The sequence below is a fragment of the Stenotrophomonas tumulicola genome (genome assembly GCF_014117215.1).
Lineage (GTDB): Bacteria > Pseudomonadota > Gammaproteobacteria > Xanthomonadales > Xanthomonadaceae > Stenotrophomonas > Stenotrophomonas tumulicola.
In genome coordinates, this window is sequence record NZ_JACGXS010000012.1 from 36557 (window position 1) to 51209 (window position 14653).

Annotated in this window: 14 protein-coding genes and 1 tRNA gene; 10 read left to right on the top strand and 5 right to left on the bottom strand. The window is 66.0% G+C overall.

Annotated features, from left to right (window positions below):
* Positions 1 to 5 precede the first annotated feature (5 nt).
* Positions 6 to 81: transfer RNA gene (locus tag H4O11_RS16850), tRNA-Thr, on the top strand.
* A gap of 310 nt (positions 82 to 391) precedes the next feature.
* Here the strand turns inward: H4O11_RS16850 and H4O11_RS16855 are convergent.
* The 4 genes from H4O11_RS16855 to H4O11_RS16870 form a co-directional block, all read right to left on the bottom strand.
* On the bottom strand, positions 392 to 1747 hold the full coding sequence (locus H4O11_RS16855; RefSeq protein ID WP_182341129.1) for a metal-dependent hydrolase family protein: 1356 nt from the start codon (positions 1745 to 1747) through the stop codon (positions 392 to 394).
* Between the two features lie 77 nt (positions 1748 to 1824).
* Entirely contained in the window at positions 1825 to 2640 is an 816-nt protein-coding gene (locus tag H4O11_RS16860; protein WP_220466808.1) for a porin family protein, read from the bottom strand.
* 115 nt (positions 2641 to 2755) lie between these two features.
* Positions 2756 to 3070, bottom strand: a complete 315-nt coding sequence (locus H4O11_RS16865) for a hypothetical protein (RefSeq protein WP_246333568.1) — start codon at positions 3068 to 3070, stop codon at positions 2756 to 2758.
* 164 nt (positions 3071 to 3234) lie between these two features.
* The gene (locus tag H4O11_RS16870; RefSeq protein WP_182341132.1) at positions 3235 to 3978 is read right to left on the bottom strand and encodes a DUF6491 family protein; all 744 of its coding nucleotides are present in this window, start codon (positions 3976 to 3978) and stop codon (positions 3235 to 3237) included.
* Positions 3979 to 4128: 150 nt separating this feature from the next.
* Here H4O11_RS16870 and H4O11_RS16875 point away from each other — a divergent pair, with 150 nt between their 5' ends.
* Entirely contained in the window at positions 4129 to 4794 is a 666-nt protein-coding gene (locus H4O11_RS16875) for a DUF2306 domain-containing protein (RefSeq protein WP_182341135.1), read from the top strand.
* Between the two features lie 31 nt (positions 4795 to 4825).
* Here the strand turns inward: H4O11_RS16875 and H4O11_RS16880 are convergent, their stop codons facing one another.
* Positions 4826 to 5554: a helix-turn-helix domain-containing protein gene (locus tag H4O11_RS16880; protein WP_182341345.1), complete on the bottom strand. Its 729-nt coding sequence runs from the start codon at positions 5552 to 5554 to the stop codon at positions 4826 to 4828.
* 151 nt (positions 5555 to 5705) lie between these two features.
* On the opposite strand from H4O11_RS16880, the gene H4O11_RS16885 reads away from it, so the two are divergent.
* From H4O11_RS16885 to H4O11_RS16920, 8 genes are all read left to right on the top strand, one after another.
* Positions 5706 to 6650, top strand: a complete 945-nt coding sequence (locus tag H4O11_RS16885; RefSeq protein WP_182341138.1) for a proline racemase family protein — start codon at positions 5706 to 5708, stop codon at positions 6648 to 6650.
* A gap of 1 nt (position 6651) precedes the next feature.
* Positions 6652 to 7758, top strand: a complete 1107-nt coding sequence (locus H4O11_RS16890) for an NAD(P)/FAD-dependent oxidoreductase (RefSeq protein ID WP_182341141.1) — start codon at positions 6652 to 6654, stop codon at positions 7756 to 7758.
* The gene (locus H4O11_RS16895; protein WP_246333570.1) at positions 7755 to 8003 is read left to right on the top strand and encodes a (2Fe-2S)-binding protein; all 249 of its coding nucleotides are present in this window, start codon (positions 7755 to 7757) and stop codon (positions 8001 to 8003) included. Before H4O11_RS16890 ends, H4O11_RS16895 begins: the two co-directional genes overlap by 4 nt.
* Positions 7996 to 9303: an FAD-dependent oxidoreductase gene (locus tag H4O11_RS16900; protein WP_182341144.1), complete on the top strand. Its 1308-nt coding sequence runs from the start codon at positions 7996 to 7998 to the stop codon at positions 9301 to 9303. Before H4O11_RS16895 ends, H4O11_RS16900 begins: the two co-directional genes overlap by 8 nt.
* Entirely contained in the window at positions 9300 to 10202 is a 903-nt protein-coding gene (locus H4O11_RS16905) for a dihydrodipicolinate synthase family protein (RefSeq protein WP_182341147.1), read from the top strand. The genes H4O11_RS16900 and H4O11_RS16905 overlap by 4 nt, the downstream gene beginning before the upstream one ends.
* Positions 10203 to 10204: 2 nt before the next feature.
* Entirely contained in the window at positions 10205 to 11800 is a 1596-nt protein-coding gene (locus H4O11_RS16910) for an aldehyde dehydrogenase family protein (RefSeq protein WP_182341149.1), read from the top strand.
* Complete coding sequence (locus H4O11_RS16915; RefSeq protein WP_182341152.1) at positions 11797 to 12999, top strand: M24 family metallopeptidase; 1203 nt, start codon at positions 11797 to 11799, stop codon at positions 12997 to 12999. Before H4O11_RS16910 ends, H4O11_RS16915 begins: the two co-directional genes overlap by 4 nt.
* 64 nt (positions 13000 to 13063) lie before the next feature.
* Positions 13064 to 14635, top strand: coding sequence for an APC family permease (locus tag H4O11_RS16920; RefSeq protein ID WP_182341155.1), 1572 nt, complete (start codon positions 13064 to 13066; stop codon positions 14633 to 14635).
* Positions 14636 to 14653 lie beyond the last annotated feature (18 nt).

Here is a 14653-nt window from a genome sequence, read left to right on the forward strand (position 1 = left end):
ACCATGCCGCTTTAGCTCAGTTGGTAGAGCAACTGTCTTGTAAACAGTAGGTCATCCGTTCGATTCGGATAAGCGGCACCAATCCCCCTTTTTTCGACCATCACCAAGTGGCCCCGTATCGCCGCGATTCACAACGGAATCAGCGAGTTACGGTCCAGGCAGTCAGAGGGGAGCGATCTGGTCGTCAACTGGATGGATCGTTGGTCGCCGGAGGCGTGATGAGGGGGCGATCAGGCTGCTTCGGATCAAAGCCCCTGTCCTTGCCGATCACAGGCTGCCTGCTGTTCGCAAGCGCATCGAAGGCGTTAAATCCAATCTTCAGGCGATGACTGCGCCCAGCCCGCAGGAAAACACCAGAATTGTTTCTTCGGTCGTGTTGAACAGGCATGTGTTACAGGTCATTTCGCGCCTGTTCGCCTTTGATCACACGTCCGTCTTTTACGATGACGGCGAAGTTGTGCACTGGATCTGCAATCAGATCGAGGTTCGCCAGCGGATTGCCTTCGACGAGCAGGAGGTCGGCCAACGCGCCAACTTCCACAACGCCAAGGCGACCCTGGTAGGGACTGCGCAGGCCTGACAGTGCCAGCAGTTCGGCATTGTCATGCGTCACCATCTTCAGGATCTCCGCCGGCGTGAACCAGTCGCGCAACCCGAGGATGAAAGCGTTCTGCTCGACATTGAGTTCAGGTTCAAACAGAAAGTCGGTGCCCCAGGCCATGCGCACGCCTGCCCGCTTGGCTGCGGCGATCGTGCGCGCTTGCCCCTCGATCACCGGTTTGCGCTTTTCGCGGCGAATTGGATCCATCGCGTCGGTGCTCGGTCGCAGGGTCTGGGTCGACAGCCATACGCCCTGCCTGGCCATCAACTTCAAGGTGGCCTCGTCCAGCAACTGACCGTGCTCGATGCACTTCACGCCCGCTTCGATGGCGCGCCGCACCGCACGCACCGTGTACGCGTGCACCGTGACGTAGGTGCCCCAGTCTTCGGCCGCTTCGACCGCAGCGCGCATTTCATCCAGGGTGTACTGCGTAACGTCGACCGGATCGTAGGCCGAGGATGTACCACCGCCAGCCATCAGCTTGATCTGGCTGGCGCCCATGCGCAGGTTTTCGCGCACGGCTGTAAGTACCTCGTCGCGGCCATCGGCGATGAAGGTTGCACCCATTTCCTCGGCCAGCGACGGCTTGCCGAAGAAGCGACGCGAACGCTCGTGCGGCAGGCGCATGTCGCCATGACCGGAGGTCTGGCTCACGGTGGCGCCCGATGGCCAGATGCGCGGCCCGACCACCTTGCCGGTATCGATGGCTGCCTTCAGTTCGAAAACGGGGCCGCCGACATCACGCACGCTGGTAAACCCCCGCATCACGGTACGCTCGGATTCGGCTGCAACCGTGGCAGCCAGCAATTCGGGCTTCGCGTCCGGTGCGGTCATCGTGGCCTGCGAAAGCGCCGTGAACGTACTGTGCCAATGCGCGTCGATCAAGCCTGGCATCAGCGTGCGGCCACGACCCTCGATCACTTGTGCCGATTCCGAAGGCTGCGCATTCGCGCCGATGCCCGCGATCTGATTGCCGCGGACCAGCACATCTGTCGGATCGCCAAGTGTTCCACGGACGGTATCCAGCACTCGGACCTGACGGAACAGCAATTCGCTTTCAGCTGCAGCGCAATGTCCCCACGCGAGAGCGGAGGAGACAAGGACCAGCAACATCGAAAACCTGCGCAGCATGCTTGCGATTGCCATCTTGTCGTTATCCCTGTGTGGATACCCTGCGCGGTCAACAAAGTTGATGCCCGCGACACGGAGGCACGAGGTGCGGTTCAGAACCGGTAAGTCAGGCCGAATGCCGGCCCCTTCAGCCGCGCATCGTAGACATCGCCAGCGTGATCGTAATCGACATCGAGCACCTTGTAGCCACCCGACACGGAGAAGCGGTCACTGGCAATGTAATTGACGGTCGCCAGCACCGACCACGTTGAATCTGCCCCGACACCAAATCCGCCGATATCCAACTGGGCCTGCAGTGACCAGCCACCGTGCAGGCGCTGGAAAGCACGCAGGCCGACCACCGGATCCACCCAATCGAAACGCTCGCCGTAACCGCGCGATGTCCCAAGGGCGCTGACGGTTACGTCGTTGGATAGCCACCATGCCCGTACGCCGGCCAGCACGTCGAGCGTGAAATCCTCGGTGTCCACGGTTCGATAGCCCGCCTGCAGCGTCATGTTGGCCTGCCGGCTGTCGACCCGGCCGTCGACAACCGTGCCAGGCGGCACGGGAACGGGTAGCGGCGGCAGTGGGCCGAATGCGTGGCCATCGCGGGTGCTGACATACATCAGGTCAGCGGAAAACACGAACGCTCCCCGACGGAACCAGAGATTCACGAACCCGCCGAACTCGAGACCCTCCAGGACATCGGAGAACGATTTGTCGATGCCGATGGTCGGCGCGCGCCGGAAGGGGGAGATCCTGCCGTCCAGGCCGGCGGCCCACAGGTACGGCGTGACCTGCAGTGCCTGGTCGGCGCGCTCGGCTTGCCCGCGCGTTGACGGGGTGGAGGCGAATTCATCGGCTGCGTTTGCGTGTCCCACGGTGGCGGCGCCAAGCGCCAGCAATCCCATGATGCATGCCTTCATGACCGGTTTCCCTTGTGCCTTGACCATCTGATCAGGGCCCTGCAAGTCCGTAGCATTACCCGCGCAAGCCTCAGCGGACTTTATCACTTCCCCAAAAGGCCCCAACGCGTCCCGCTCACTCGCAGCGGGCGGCTTGGATCACATTGTTGGCGTCGATGAATACGCGCAGGCGATCATCGCGATGATCCTTTTGGACGCTTCTGTCCGGACCGATCGGATTGACCAGTCCTGCTCCGCTCTCGCGTGATATGCGGCGCATGTTCTCCTCATTCGCCGGTTGGCCAACGGCCCAGTGCAGCGATTCGTCGGAGCAGCGTCCGCTGCCCGATACCCGAGGGCCCACGGAGCTGATGCACCCGGAAAGCATCGAACATCCCACGCCAACCAGGACAATTCGGGAGACAGCTCCCAGCCAAATGGATACGGTCATGGCGATACCTCAAATGGAAAGGGGGGGGGGTAGTCGGATTGCAAGTCTACTTGCGGTGGCCCAAGCATCGATCAGGAACGGATCGAGTGCCGGGGGCTCGAAGGTGACCGCATTCCGGATTTCCTGTGCATGTTGTAGGTCCGGCCATAGCCGCCGGGGCGGGATCAGTTGCTCGGATACACCTCGACGACGGTGCATTGCGAGCCGGGAATGCGCGTGTCCATCATGACGCCGGGGCTGAACGCGACCCCCACCATGCGGTCGCCCGGGTTGCCACAGACCAGCCCGTTCTGCAGGCCCGACACGAATTCCACCCGCTTGACGCCGGCAAATTTGCTGCAGCTACCTGCTACTTCAATCCGGTAAAAGCGGTTTCCGCCGTTCCGGCGCGGGTTTGTTTCCACCATGATTCCCTTGGGGTCTTCGTTCCAGCCCCGCACGTCCCGGGTGGCAAAACAGAAATCCGGTGAACCCCGCAGCCGACGCCCGCGATCGTCGTTGTTGGCCTTGCCGGTGACAGTCACCGCAGGCAGCGTCGTCGGATATTGTCGATTGCTTTCGCGCGCGATCCTGGCAAAGGCGCGGTTGTCGATCTGGTCCACCGCACTGATGCCGCAGGCCCGGCCATCCACCAGCAGGCGTTCGCCGGGTCGCCCGCAGGCCCAGCCCTCGGGTGTCTCCAGTCCAATCTCCCTGCCGTTCGGGACGCCAGGGCATGCTGCAGCGAAGTCCAGTCGATAGGCTTGGCCATCTCCGGCGCGCACGGCAATCGAACCCGCTTCGGCCTGTTTCACATGCTGGACGTTGCCCGCATCCAGGCAATGTGGTGCCGGTGCGGGGCCTTCGGGCACGGGCAGGGGCGCTTGGGCAAGGCCGGCCGCGGGCAGTGATGACGCGGCGAGCGCCATGGCAATCAGCAGTCTGGGACGGATCACAATGCGCTCCTTGCAGAGGGATTGACCAGAACCTAGCACGCCCGGTGCCCTGGTTCCGTTACGGCGGGCTTGCCGCCGGCCCCATGCTATAAGGGCGTGGCCCGGTAAGGAGCATGCATGGCCATGGCTGTTGAGCCCCGTCGCCTCGGCGCGGTCCGCGTGGTGGGCTGGACGATTGTCTGGCTTGCCGTGCTGGCGGTCAGCGCCGAATTCCTGCTGGCCGTGTACGGCAAGTACCACTCGCTGGACGGCCCTGCCTATGCCCGCTTCATGGATCGCCACGGCTGGTTGTGGCTGCATCTCGGTGGTGGCCTGGTCACCCTGCTGCTCGGCCCGGTGCAGTTCCTTGGCCGATTGCGCCGCGCCCGCCCACGCCTGCATCGCCAGCTTGGACGCGTGTATCTGTATGGACTGCTTGTTGCCAGTGCGGCGGCGGCCGCGCTCATCCTGACCACTCCCGCCCCGTTCTCGATCCGTGCCGGCTTCGCCGCCACCGCCCTGGCCTGGTTGTCCACCGCGCTTGCCGGCATGGTCGCCGTCCGACATCGCCGGATCGAGGTGCACCAGCAGTGGATGGTGCGCAACTATGTCGTCAGCCTGGCGCCGGTCATGTTCCGGCTGATGCTGCCTGCGGCCATCGCGCTGGGGCAGGCGCCAAGCAGCGCACTGGTAGCGATGCTGCTGTGGGCAAGCTGGCTGCTGCCCCTGGCCATCGTCGAAGTGTTCCGCCGCCTGCTGCGCCACGCGCGCGGTGATGCCCAACTCACCGGGCGGGCGACCATCGCGTGACTGGCGGCAAAGGCCGCAGGGCGCGGATCGTTCAGCGCATCATCGCGCGATAGTCGCGCGGGGTGATTCCCACGGTGGATTTGAACTGCCTGGAGAAGGCGCTCTGGTCGGAGAAGCCACAGGTCTGCCCGATCTCGGCGATGTTCATGTCGCCCTGCAGCAGCCGCATGGCTTCTTCGATGCGCAGTTTGGTCAGCAACTGCTGTGGGCTGAGCTGGAACACGCGCTTGAACAGGCGTTCCAGCTGCGCCACTGAAACGCCGGCGATGTCGGCCAGGGATTGCACGCGCAATGGCAGGCCATAGTTGGCCTGCATGTGCGCAAACGCGCGCTGCAGCCGGGTAAACGAGGAGTGGCCGTTGTCCGGCCGGCCCAGGTCGCGGGAAATGCCGATCAACCCGCCAATGCCCTTGCCGCCGTCGAGCGGGCGCTTGATGGTCAGGCACCAGCCTGCGCAGCGGTTGGCATACAGATGCAGCTCCAGCTGGTTCTCGATCATCTCGCCCTCCAGCACGCACTTGTCCTGGTTGACGTAGGAGCTGCCCAGTCGTTCCGGGAAGACCTGCAGCGCCGTCTTGCCGACCAGTTCGCTCCGGTCGCGCATGCCCAGCCGCTTGACCAGGGTGTTGTTGACGTGGGTGTAGCGGCAGTCCTTGTCCTTGATGAAGAACACCACGTCGGGAATGGCATCGAAGATGTCCTGCAGCTCATTCAAGGACAGCTGTACGTCGATCGGGGTGGCGGGCTCGTTGTGCTGCATTGCTTCGTAGACCTTCGCGAAGGAAACGGTGGCTGGTGCAGGAAAGAAGCATCGCGGCATGTGGCCGGCATTTCCGATTATGCATATTTCCGCATTCGGGTTGGGGAGTCTGTCCTAGCGCGGGCTCGCCTGTGAAGACCAAGATGACGGCATGCGGACCATCCAGATCATCGACTCACATACGGCAGGCGAACCCACGCGGGTCATCATGTCCGGCTTCCCGGACCTGCCCGGCGGCAGCCTGGCGCAACGCCGCGAACTGTTCCGCTCCAGCTACGATCATTGGCGCAGCGCAATCGCCTGCGAGCCGCGCGGCTCGGACACGATGGTCGGTGCGCTGCTGTTGGAGCCCACCGACCCGCGCTGTTGTGCCGGCGTGATCTTCTTCAACAACGTGGGCTACCTGGGCATGTGCGGGCACGGCACCATCGGCCTGGCACGCACCCTGGCCCACGTGGGGCGCATCCAGCCGGGCGAGCACCTGGTGGAGACGCCGGTGGGCCAGGTGGGCGTCACGCTGCATGCGGACGGACGGGTCTCCATCGGCAACGTCGAAAGCTACCGCTACCGGGCCGGCGTCAGCGTGGCCGTGCCGGGACATGGCACGATCCGCGGTGACATTGCGTGGGGCGGCAACTGGTTCTTCATCACCGAACAGACGCCCGCGCCGCTGGATATCAGCCACCGCGCCGAACTCAGCCTCTATACCATCGCGGTCCAGCAGGCGCTGCTCGCGGCCGGCATCCGCGGCGAAGACGAGGGCGTGATCGACCATGTCGAGATCAGTGGCGTGGCACCGGACGGTTCCGGTGCGCGCAACTTCGTGATGTGTCCCGGCGGTGCCTATGACCGCTCGCCGTGCGGCACCGGCACCAGCGCCAAGATCGCCTGCCTGGCCGCCGACGGCGAACTGGCTGAGGGCCAGCGCTGGGTGCAGCAGGGCATCCTCGGCAGCGTTTTCGAAGGCAGCTATCGCAACGGCCAACGCGGCGTCATGCCCACCATCACCGGCCAGGCATGGATCACCGGAACCTCGCAGCTGCTGATCGAACAGGACGATCCGCTGGCGTGGGGGATTGGTGGTGGGAATCCCTGACATGGATCATTTCGACCTGATCATCGTGGGCGCCGGAATCGTCGGTGCCCACTGCGCCAAGCTTGCGACAGAGCGTGGATGTACGGTCGCGCTCATCGAGCCGGATGTCATCGGCGGCGGTGTCACCGCAGCATCGATGGGCCACCTGGTGGCGATGGACGATGATCCGGCGGAACTGGCGCTGGCACGTTACTCGCTGGGTCTGTGGGAGCAGTACAAGGGCGTCGCCGATGCGGAGTTCAGCCGTTGCGGCACGTTGTGGCTGGCGGCAACCGAACACGAGCTGGCCTCGGTGCCGGCCAGGGTACAGCGGTTGGCAAAGGCGGGCATCCATGCCGAGGCCGTAGATGCGGCGCAGCTGCGCCAGCTTGAACCGACGCTGGCAGGCGACCTGTTGGGCGGCATGCGGGTGCCCGGCGAAGCGGTGGTGTATCCACCGGGCATCTGCAACTGGCTGGTGGCGCGGGCCGTGGCAGGTGGAGCCCGCCTGTTGCAGGGACGTCGGGTGGTCCGCCTGCGCGAACAGGGCGTCGAGCTGGACGACGGCAGCCACCTCGCCGGACCGGTGCTGGTCGCTGCCGGAACCGCCAGCACGACGTTGCTGCCGGAACTGCCGATGCACCAGCGGCGTGGCCACCTGGTCATCACCGACCGCTATCCCGGCACGCTCCGTCACCAGGTGCTTGAACTGGGCTATGCCAACAGCGCGCATGGCAATGATGCGGTCAGCGTTGCCTTCAACGTGCAGCCGCGGCCCACCGGCCAGCTGTTGCTGGGTTCCTCGCGTGAGCAGGGCGTACTGGACGGAGCGATCAATCCGGCGGTGCTGCGCAGCATGCTGCAGCGCGCCTTCCGCTTCCTGCCGGGGCTGCAATCGCTGAAGGCCATCCGCGTATGGACGGGGCAGCGGCCCTGCACGCCTGATGGCCGTCCCTACATCGGTGCAGTGCCGGGTCGACGCGGCGCGTGGGTGGCCACCGGCCATGAAGGACTGGGCGTGGCCACCTCCACCGGTACCGCGCAGCTGCTGTTGGACCTGATCGAAGGCCGCGTGCCGGCGATCGACCCGGCGCCCTACGATCCGGCGCGGGTGATCGCATGGGCATGACGCCGATGATGGTCCGGTTGCGGATCGACCAGCAGGACATCGCGGTCATCGCCGGCACCAGCGTGGCGGCCGCGATCGCACACGTGGGCGGCACCACGCGCACCTCGTGCACCGGCATGCGTCGTGCCCCGCTATGCGGCATGGGCGTCTGCTTCGAATGCCGCGCGACCGTCAATGGCGTTGCCCAGGAACGCACCTGCCTGCTGCCGGTGGCCGATGCGATGGAGGTGGTCACCCATGGCTGAGCGCCATCTTCGTTGTGATGTCGCCGTCGTCGGCGCCGGACCGGCGGGACTGTCCGCGGCCATCGCCGCAGCGGGCCAGGGGGCCCGCGTGGTGATCATCGACGCGCAGCCGGTGGCGGGCGGCCAGGTCTGGCGCAACGACGTGCGCCACGGTGCACCTGCCGCGGCGTTGCAGCGGCGCGAGGCGGCAGCGGCGGCAGGAACGCTGCTGCTGTCGCGTTGCGAAGTCGTGGCCGCTGCGGGAGGGCGCCTGTTGATCAATGGCGATGGCGGCGCGACCACGCTGGACTACGATGCCATAGTGCTGGCCAGCGGTGCACGCGAACTGCTGCTGCCTTTCCCGGGCTGGACATTGCCCGGTGTCACTGGCGCCGGTGGCGCGCAGGCACTGGCCAAGCAGGGCGCCCCACTGCAGGGGCGGCGGGTGCTGCTGGCAGGTTCCGGTCCGCTGTTGCTGGCCAGTGCGCATACGCTCAAGCAGCATGGTGCCCACGTCGTCGGCATCCATGAGCAGGCATCGCGCGCGCAGGTCCACGCATTCGCCGCGTCATTGTGGCGCTGGCCGGCCAAGGCGCTGCAGGCGGCGCGGCTGCGCGCGGCACTGGTCGGCGTGCCCTATCGTCTTGGCAGCCATGTGCTGCGTGCGCTGGGCGAGCACCAGGTGCAGGCCGTCGAGCTGCAGCGCGGCGCATCCCGCGAGACGATCGAATGTGACCAGCTTGCGTGTGGCTTCGGCCTGGTACCGAACATCGAGGTCGCCCAGCTGCTGTCCTGCGAACTGCAGCCGGAGGGCCGCCATGCGGCCGTCAAGGTCGACGAGTTCCAGTGCACCAGCAGGGCTGATGTCTTCGCAGCCGGCGAAGCATGCGGTATCGGCGGCGTGGACTGCGCCACGGTGGAAGGCCACATCGCCGGCCTGGCGGCCGCCGGCGCGCCGGACGCCGCCCGGCGGTACTTCCCCCGCCGCCAGCGTGCCCGGCATTTCGCCGCCTTGCTGCGCGCGCACTTCGCGCTGGGCGAACCGGTCCGCCAGCTGGCGGACCGGGACACCCTGGTCTGTCGATGCGAGGACGTGCGCCTGGCTGACCTGGCCGGCAAGCACGACGCGCGCGCGATCAAGCTGCACACGCGATGCGGCATGGGCCCATGCCAGGGGCGCATCTGCGGCCCGGCCCTGGCCGAGATCGCCCACCTCCCCCGCATGGGGCTGCGTCCCCCCGTCTTTCCCGTTCCGTTGAACGTGCTGGCTGCGTTGCAGCCCAGCATGCCGGCGGATCCATCCCCAGGAGTCGTTAAATGAGCAAGAGCATGTGGCAGGGCGTCATTCCTGCACTCACCACGCCGTTCACCGCCGATGGCGAAGTCGACCACGCTTTCCTCGCCAAGCATGCGCAATGGCAGATAGAGGCCGGCTGCATCGGCGTGGTACCGCTGGGATCGCTTGGCGAAAGCGCTACGCTTTCGTTCGACGAAAAGATCGCCATCGTGCGCACGCTGGTCAAGGCATTGGGCGACACGGCGCCGGTGATCCCGGGCATCGGCTCGCTGTCCACCGACGAAGCAGTACGCCTGGCCCAGGCCTGCGAAGCTGAAGGCGCCCGCGGCCTGATGGTGCTGCCGCCTTATGCCTACTCCACCGATTGGAAGGAAATGAGCGCGCACTTCCGGGCCATCGCCAAGGCGACCGGGCTGCCGATCCTGCTGTACAACAATCCCATCGCGTACAAGACCGATTTCACCGCCGCGCAGATCGCCGAGCTGGCCAACGAACTGCCGCAGGTCGAGGCGGTCAAGGAATCCTCCGGCGACATCCGTCGCCTGGCTGACATCCAGGCATTGTCCGGCGACCGGCTGGTGCTGATGACCGGCATCGACGATGCCATCGTGGAAGGCCTGGCGATGGGCGTGACCGGCTGGATCGCCGGACAGGTCAATGCGTTTCCGCATGAATCCGTTGCGCTGTTCAACCGCGCGCGCGACGGCGGCTATGACGCGGTGAAGGATCTCTACAGCTGGTTCCTGCCACTGCTGCGCCTGGATACCGTGCCCAAGTTCGTGCAGCTGATCAAGCTGACCCAGCAGTGCGTCGACTGGGGCAATGAGCGGGTGCGGGCACCGCGCCTGGTGGTCGAAGGGGCAGAGCGCGATGCGGCCCTGCTGATCATCGAAAGCGCCATCAAACACCGCCCGGAGTTGTAAGCATGAGCCATCTGCAGCCAGTCCTTGTTGCCGGCACGTGGCGCGATGCGGTCGAGCCGTCAGGTTCGCTGGAAGCGCACGACCCGACCACCGGCGAGTCGATCGGAGACCGGTATCCGGTCAGCTCACGCCGCGAGGTGGAGCAGGCACTGGCTGCAGCGCTTGGAGTGGCGGAGGCGATGGCTTCCGCCGACCCGGCGCGCATCGCAGGCTTCCTGGATGCCTACGCCGATGGCATCGAAGCCCAGGCCGATGCGCTGGTGGCGATGGCGCACCGTGAAACCGGCCTGCCAGCCAGCCCGCGCCTGCGTGATGTCGAACTGCCGCGCACCACCGGGCAACTGCGCCAGGCCGCACGCGCCGTCTGGCAACGCAGCTGGACGCATCCGGTGATCGATACCGCCACCGGGCTGCGCGCGATGTATGGCCCGTTGGCAAAGCCGGTGGTGGTGTTCGGCCCCAACAACTTCCCCTTCGCCTTCAATGCCATTGCCGGCAGCGACTTTGCATCCGCCATCGCCGCGCAGGCACCGGTGATTGCCAAGGTGCATCCGCTGCATCCGGGTACCAGCCTGATGCTTGGCCGCATCGCCCACGATGCGCTGCTCGCCGCAGGCCTGCCGGCAGCGGCGATCCAACTGCTGTACCAGGTGGAAGGCGCGGCCAGCGAGTTGCTGGTGGGCAATCCGGCCGTCGGTGGAGTCGGATTCACCGGGGGCCGTGCCGGTGGCCTGGCACTCAAGGCATTGGCTGACCGGGCTGGCGTTCCGTTCTACGCGGAAATGTCCAGCATCAATCCGGTGTTCCTGCTGGAGGGCGCGCTGGCCGAGCGCGGCAGCGCCCTGGCGCAGGAATTCTTCGCCTCGTGCACGATGGGTAGTGGGCAGTTCTGTACCAATCCCGGCTTGCTGGTGGTACCGCACGGCGAGGCGGGTGATGCTTTCCTGGCCGACGCCTGCAAGCGCTTTGATGCCGCCCAGGCGCAGGTATTGTTCTCCGCCGATGGCAAGCGGCACCTCACGGCAGCGCTCCAGGCCCTGGCCGAGGCAGGGGCATCGCATCGCGCGGGCAGGCCGACACCCCAGCGCGACGGGGCATGGGTCCAGCCGCAACTGCTGGAAGTCGATGGCGAGTGCTTCCTGCAAGCACCACAGGCGCTGCAGGTCGAAGCCTTTGGCCCGGCCAGCGTGGTCGTACGCAGCCATGGCCCGGCGCAATCGCTGGCCATCGCGCGTGCTTTCGAGGGCAACCTGACCGCTACCGTCTATCGTGCTGGCGATGGCAGCGATGACGCATTCGCGGCCATGCTGATGCCGCTGCTGCGGCCACGCGTCGGTCGCCTGATCGTGGACAGGATGCCCACCGGCGTGGCGGTCAGCCCGGCGCAGAACCACGGCGGTCCCTATCCTGCTACCAGCCATCCGGGATTCACCTCGGTGGGCATGCCGGGCTCCATCCGCCGCTTTGCTGGCCTGCACAGCTATGACAACGTACCCGACGCGTTGCTGCCGCCGGCGCTGCGCGATGCCAATCCCGGACACATCTGGCGCCTGGTGGATGGGCAATGGAGCACCTCAGGAGTGGGGGCGGAAGGATGACGCCGCAGATCGGCCACCTGTCGCTGTCCGATGCACGTGCCCAGCTGCGGCCTTGGCAAGCGCAGGCGGCCCCGATCAGCGCCGATGAACATGGGCAGCGGATTGAACAGGCACGCGCGCTGATGCAGCGCCTGGGTGTGGACGCGCTGCTGGTCACCGCCGGCGCCTCGCTGCGTTACTTCACCGGGGTTGCCTGGGCGGCCAGCGAACGGCTGGTAGCGTTGCTGGTCACCCGCGTGGGCAAGCCGGTGCTGGTCTGTCCTGCGTTCGAGGAAGGCTCGCTCGACGCGGTGCTGCGCATCGAGGTGGACAAGCGGCTCTGGGAGGAACACGAGAACCCGCACGCGCGGGTGGCACAGGCGATGCGCGAGCGCGGGGCCAGTACCCTGGCACTCGACCCCGCCGCTGCCCTGGCGATCCACACCGGGCTGGCCCGGCACCTGCGGGCCGCTGCCATCACCGACGCCACCGTACTCATCGACGGCTGCCGGATGCGCAAGTCGCCGGCAGAACTGGCGTTGATGCAGCAGGCCTGTGACATGACGCTGTTCGTGCAGCGCCTGGCAGCGGGTATCGCGCACGAGGGCATCACCACCGGGCAACTGGTGCGCTTCATCGACGAGGCGCACCGTGCGCTGGGTGCCGACGATGGTTCCACCTTCTGCATCGTGCAGTTCGGCCATGCCACGGCCTACCCGCATGGCATCCCCGGCGTACAGCAACTTCGCGACGGTGACCTGGTGCTGATCGACACCGGCTGCACCGTGCACGGCTACCACTCGGACATCACCCGCACCTGGATCCATGGCCGGGCGAGCGACCTGCAGCAACGCATCTGGGCGTTGGAGAAAGAGGCCCAGCAGGCGGCCTTCGAGGCGGTCCGGCCCGGCGTGGCCTGCGAAGACGTGGATGCGGCCGCTCGCAGGGTGCTGGCCGCGGCCGGCCTGGGCCCCGATTACCAGTTGCCTGGCCTGCCGCATCGCACCGGACATGGCTGTGGGTTGGCCATCCACGAGGCGCCCTACGTGGTGCGCGGCAACCGCATTGCGCTGGCAACCGGCATGTGCGCCAGCAATGAACCGATGATCGTGGTGCCTGGCCAGTTCGGCGTGCGCCTGGAAGACCATTTCCATGTGACAGCCGATGGCGCGCGGTGGTTCACCACGCCATCGCCGGCAATCGACATCCCGTTTGCATGAGGTAACCCCCGCACGAAGTCGTCCCCCGCTTCGCCGAACACGTCCTATAACGCGCAGGTGATCCATGGCATCGCAAGGCAAGTTCAAGAAGACGCTCAGCTTGACCGACCTGACCTTCATCGGGCTCGGTTCCATCTTCGGCTCCGGGTGGCTTTTCGCAGCCAGCCATGTTTCGGCCATGGCCGGACCGGCCGGCATCCTGTCGTGGGTGTTCGGCGGCTTTGCGGTATTCCTGCTGGGGCTGGTCTACTGCGAGCTGGGGGCGGCGCTGCCACGCGCCGGCGGCGTGGTGCGCTATCCGGAGTTCTCGCATGGGCCGCTGCTGGGTTCGTTGATGGGCTTCGTCACCTTGATCGCGTTCTCCAGCCTGATCGCGATCGAGGCCGTCGCCAGCCGCCAGTACGCGGCAGCCTGGTTCCCCGGCCTCAACGTCGAAGGCAGCAGCGATCCGAGCCTGCTGGGTTGGCTCGTCCAGTTCGGATTGCTGGTGCTGTATTTCCTGCTGAACTATTTCAGCGTCAAGAGCTTCGCGATCTCCAACAACATCGTCAGCGTGTTCAAGTTCATGGTGCCACTGCTGGTGATCGTGCTGCTGCTGACCCACTTCGACAGCGCCAACATGCAGGTCCATGGCTTCGCACCGAGTGGCTCGGCAGGCGTGCAGCTGGCCATTTCCACCGGCGGCATCATCTTCGCCTACCTGGGCCTGACGCCGATCGTGTCGGTGGCCAGCGAAGTGCGCGAGCCGCAGAAAACGATCCCGATCGCGTTGATCCTGTCGATAACGCTGTCCACGGTGATCTATGTGTTGCTGCAGGTATCGTTCCTGGGTGCCATCCCCGCCGGGCAACTGGCGGGAGGCTGGGCGGGCATCGACAAGCTCTACGCACTGCCTTACCGCGATATCGCATTGACCCTGGGCATGGGCTGGCTGGCGTTCCTGGTGGTGGCCGACGCGGTGGTGTCGCCCAGCGGTACCGGCAACATCTACATGAACGCCACGCCGCGGGTGATGTACGGCTGGGCGCGCAGTGGCGGCTTCCTGCCCGCGTTGACCAAGATCGACGCCAAGTCCGGCATACCGCGCCGCGCGCTGTGGGCAAGCTTTGCACTGTCGCTGTTCTGGACGCTTCCGTTTCCGTCCTGGGAGAAGCTGATCGGCGTGGTGTCTGCCGCGCTGGTGCTGAGCTATGCGGTGGCGCCGGTGACCGTGGCGGCATTGCGTCGCAGCGCGCCAGGACTGGCGCGGCCATTCAAGGTGCGTGCGTTCGCCGTGCTTGGGCCGGTGTCCTTCATCGTGGCCGCGCTGATCGTCTACTGGTCGCGCTGGCAGGTGCTGTCGTGGCTGCTCGGGCTGCAGGTGGTGATGTTCGCGGCCTATGTCATCTACAAGCTGCCTTCCGTGCAGGGGCGGCAGAAGCTGCTGCGGCAGGTCCAGTGCTCGTTGTGGTTGATCGTCTTCTACGTGCTGGTCATGGCGATGTCCTACCTCGGGACCTTCGGTGGCATCGGCCTGGTTGCCCATCCGTGGGATTCGTTGATCGTGGCGGTGGTTGCGCTGGGCATCTACGAGTGGGCCGCGCGCAGCGGGCTGCGCACGCATGAGCTGGACCTGGACGAGGATGAAGCCGATTGAAGACGATCCTCGCTGCCG

Excerpts from the sequence above, each read along its gene's own strand:
- H4O11_RS16890 (WP_182341141.1), top strand. The coding sequence starts at position 6,652 with ATGGATCATTTCGACCTGATCATCGTGGGCGCCGGAATCGTCGGTGCC.
- H4O11_RS16915 (WP_182341152.1), top strand. The coding sequence starts at position 11,797 with ATGACGCCGCAGATCGGCCACCTGTCGCTGTCCGATGCACGTGCCCAG.
- H4O11_RS16875 (WP_182341135.1), top strand. The coding sequence starts at position 4,129 with ATGGCTGTTGAGCCCCGTCGCCTCGGCGCGGTCCGCGTGGTGGGCTGG.
- H4O11_RS16880 (WP_182341345.1), bottom strand. The coding sequence starts at position 5,554 with ATGCAGCACAACGAGCCCGCCACCCCGATCGACGTACAGCTGTCCTTG.
- H4O11_RS16900 (WP_182341144.1), top strand. The coding sequence starts at position 7,996 with ATGGCTGAGCGCCATCTTCGTTGTGATGTCGCCGTCGTCGGCGCCGGA.
- H4O11_RS16920 (WP_182341155.1), top strand. The coding sequence starts at position 13,064 with ATGGCATCGCAAGGCAAGTTCAAGAAGACGCTCAGCTTGACCGACCTG.
- H4O11_RS16885 (WP_182341138.1), top strand. The coding sequence starts at position 5,706 with ATGCGGACCATCCAGATCATCGACTCACATACGGCAGGCGAACCCACG.
- H4O11_RS16870 (WP_182341132.1), bottom strand. The coding sequence starts at position 3,978 with ATGGCGCTCGCCGCGTCATCACTGCCCGCGGCCGGCCTTGCCCAAGCG.
- H4O11_RS16865 (WP_246333568.1), bottom strand. The coding sequence starts at position 3,070 with ATGACCGTATCCATTTGGCTGGGAGCTGTCTCCCGAATTGTCCTGGTT.
- H4O11_RS16855 (WP_182341129.1), bottom strand. The coding sequence starts at position 1,747 with ATGGCAATCGCAAGCATGCTGCGCAGGTTTTCGATGTTGCTGGTCCTT.
- H4O11_RS16860 (WP_220466808.1), bottom strand. The coding sequence starts at position 2,640 with ATGAAGGCATGCATCATGGGATTGCTGGCGCTTGGCGCCGCCACCGTG.
- H4O11_RS16895 (WP_246333570.1), top strand. The coding sequence starts at position 7,755 with ATGACGCCGATGATGGTCCGGTTGCGGATCGACCAGCAGGACATCGCG.
- H4O11_RS16905 (WP_182341147.1), top strand. The coding sequence starts at position 9,300 with ATGAGCAAGAGCATGTGGCAGGGCGTCATTCCTGCACTCACCACGCCG.
- H4O11_RS16910 (WP_182341149.1), top strand. The coding sequence starts at position 10,205 with ATGAGCCATCTGCAGCCAGTCCTTGTTGCCGGCACGTGGCGCGATGCG.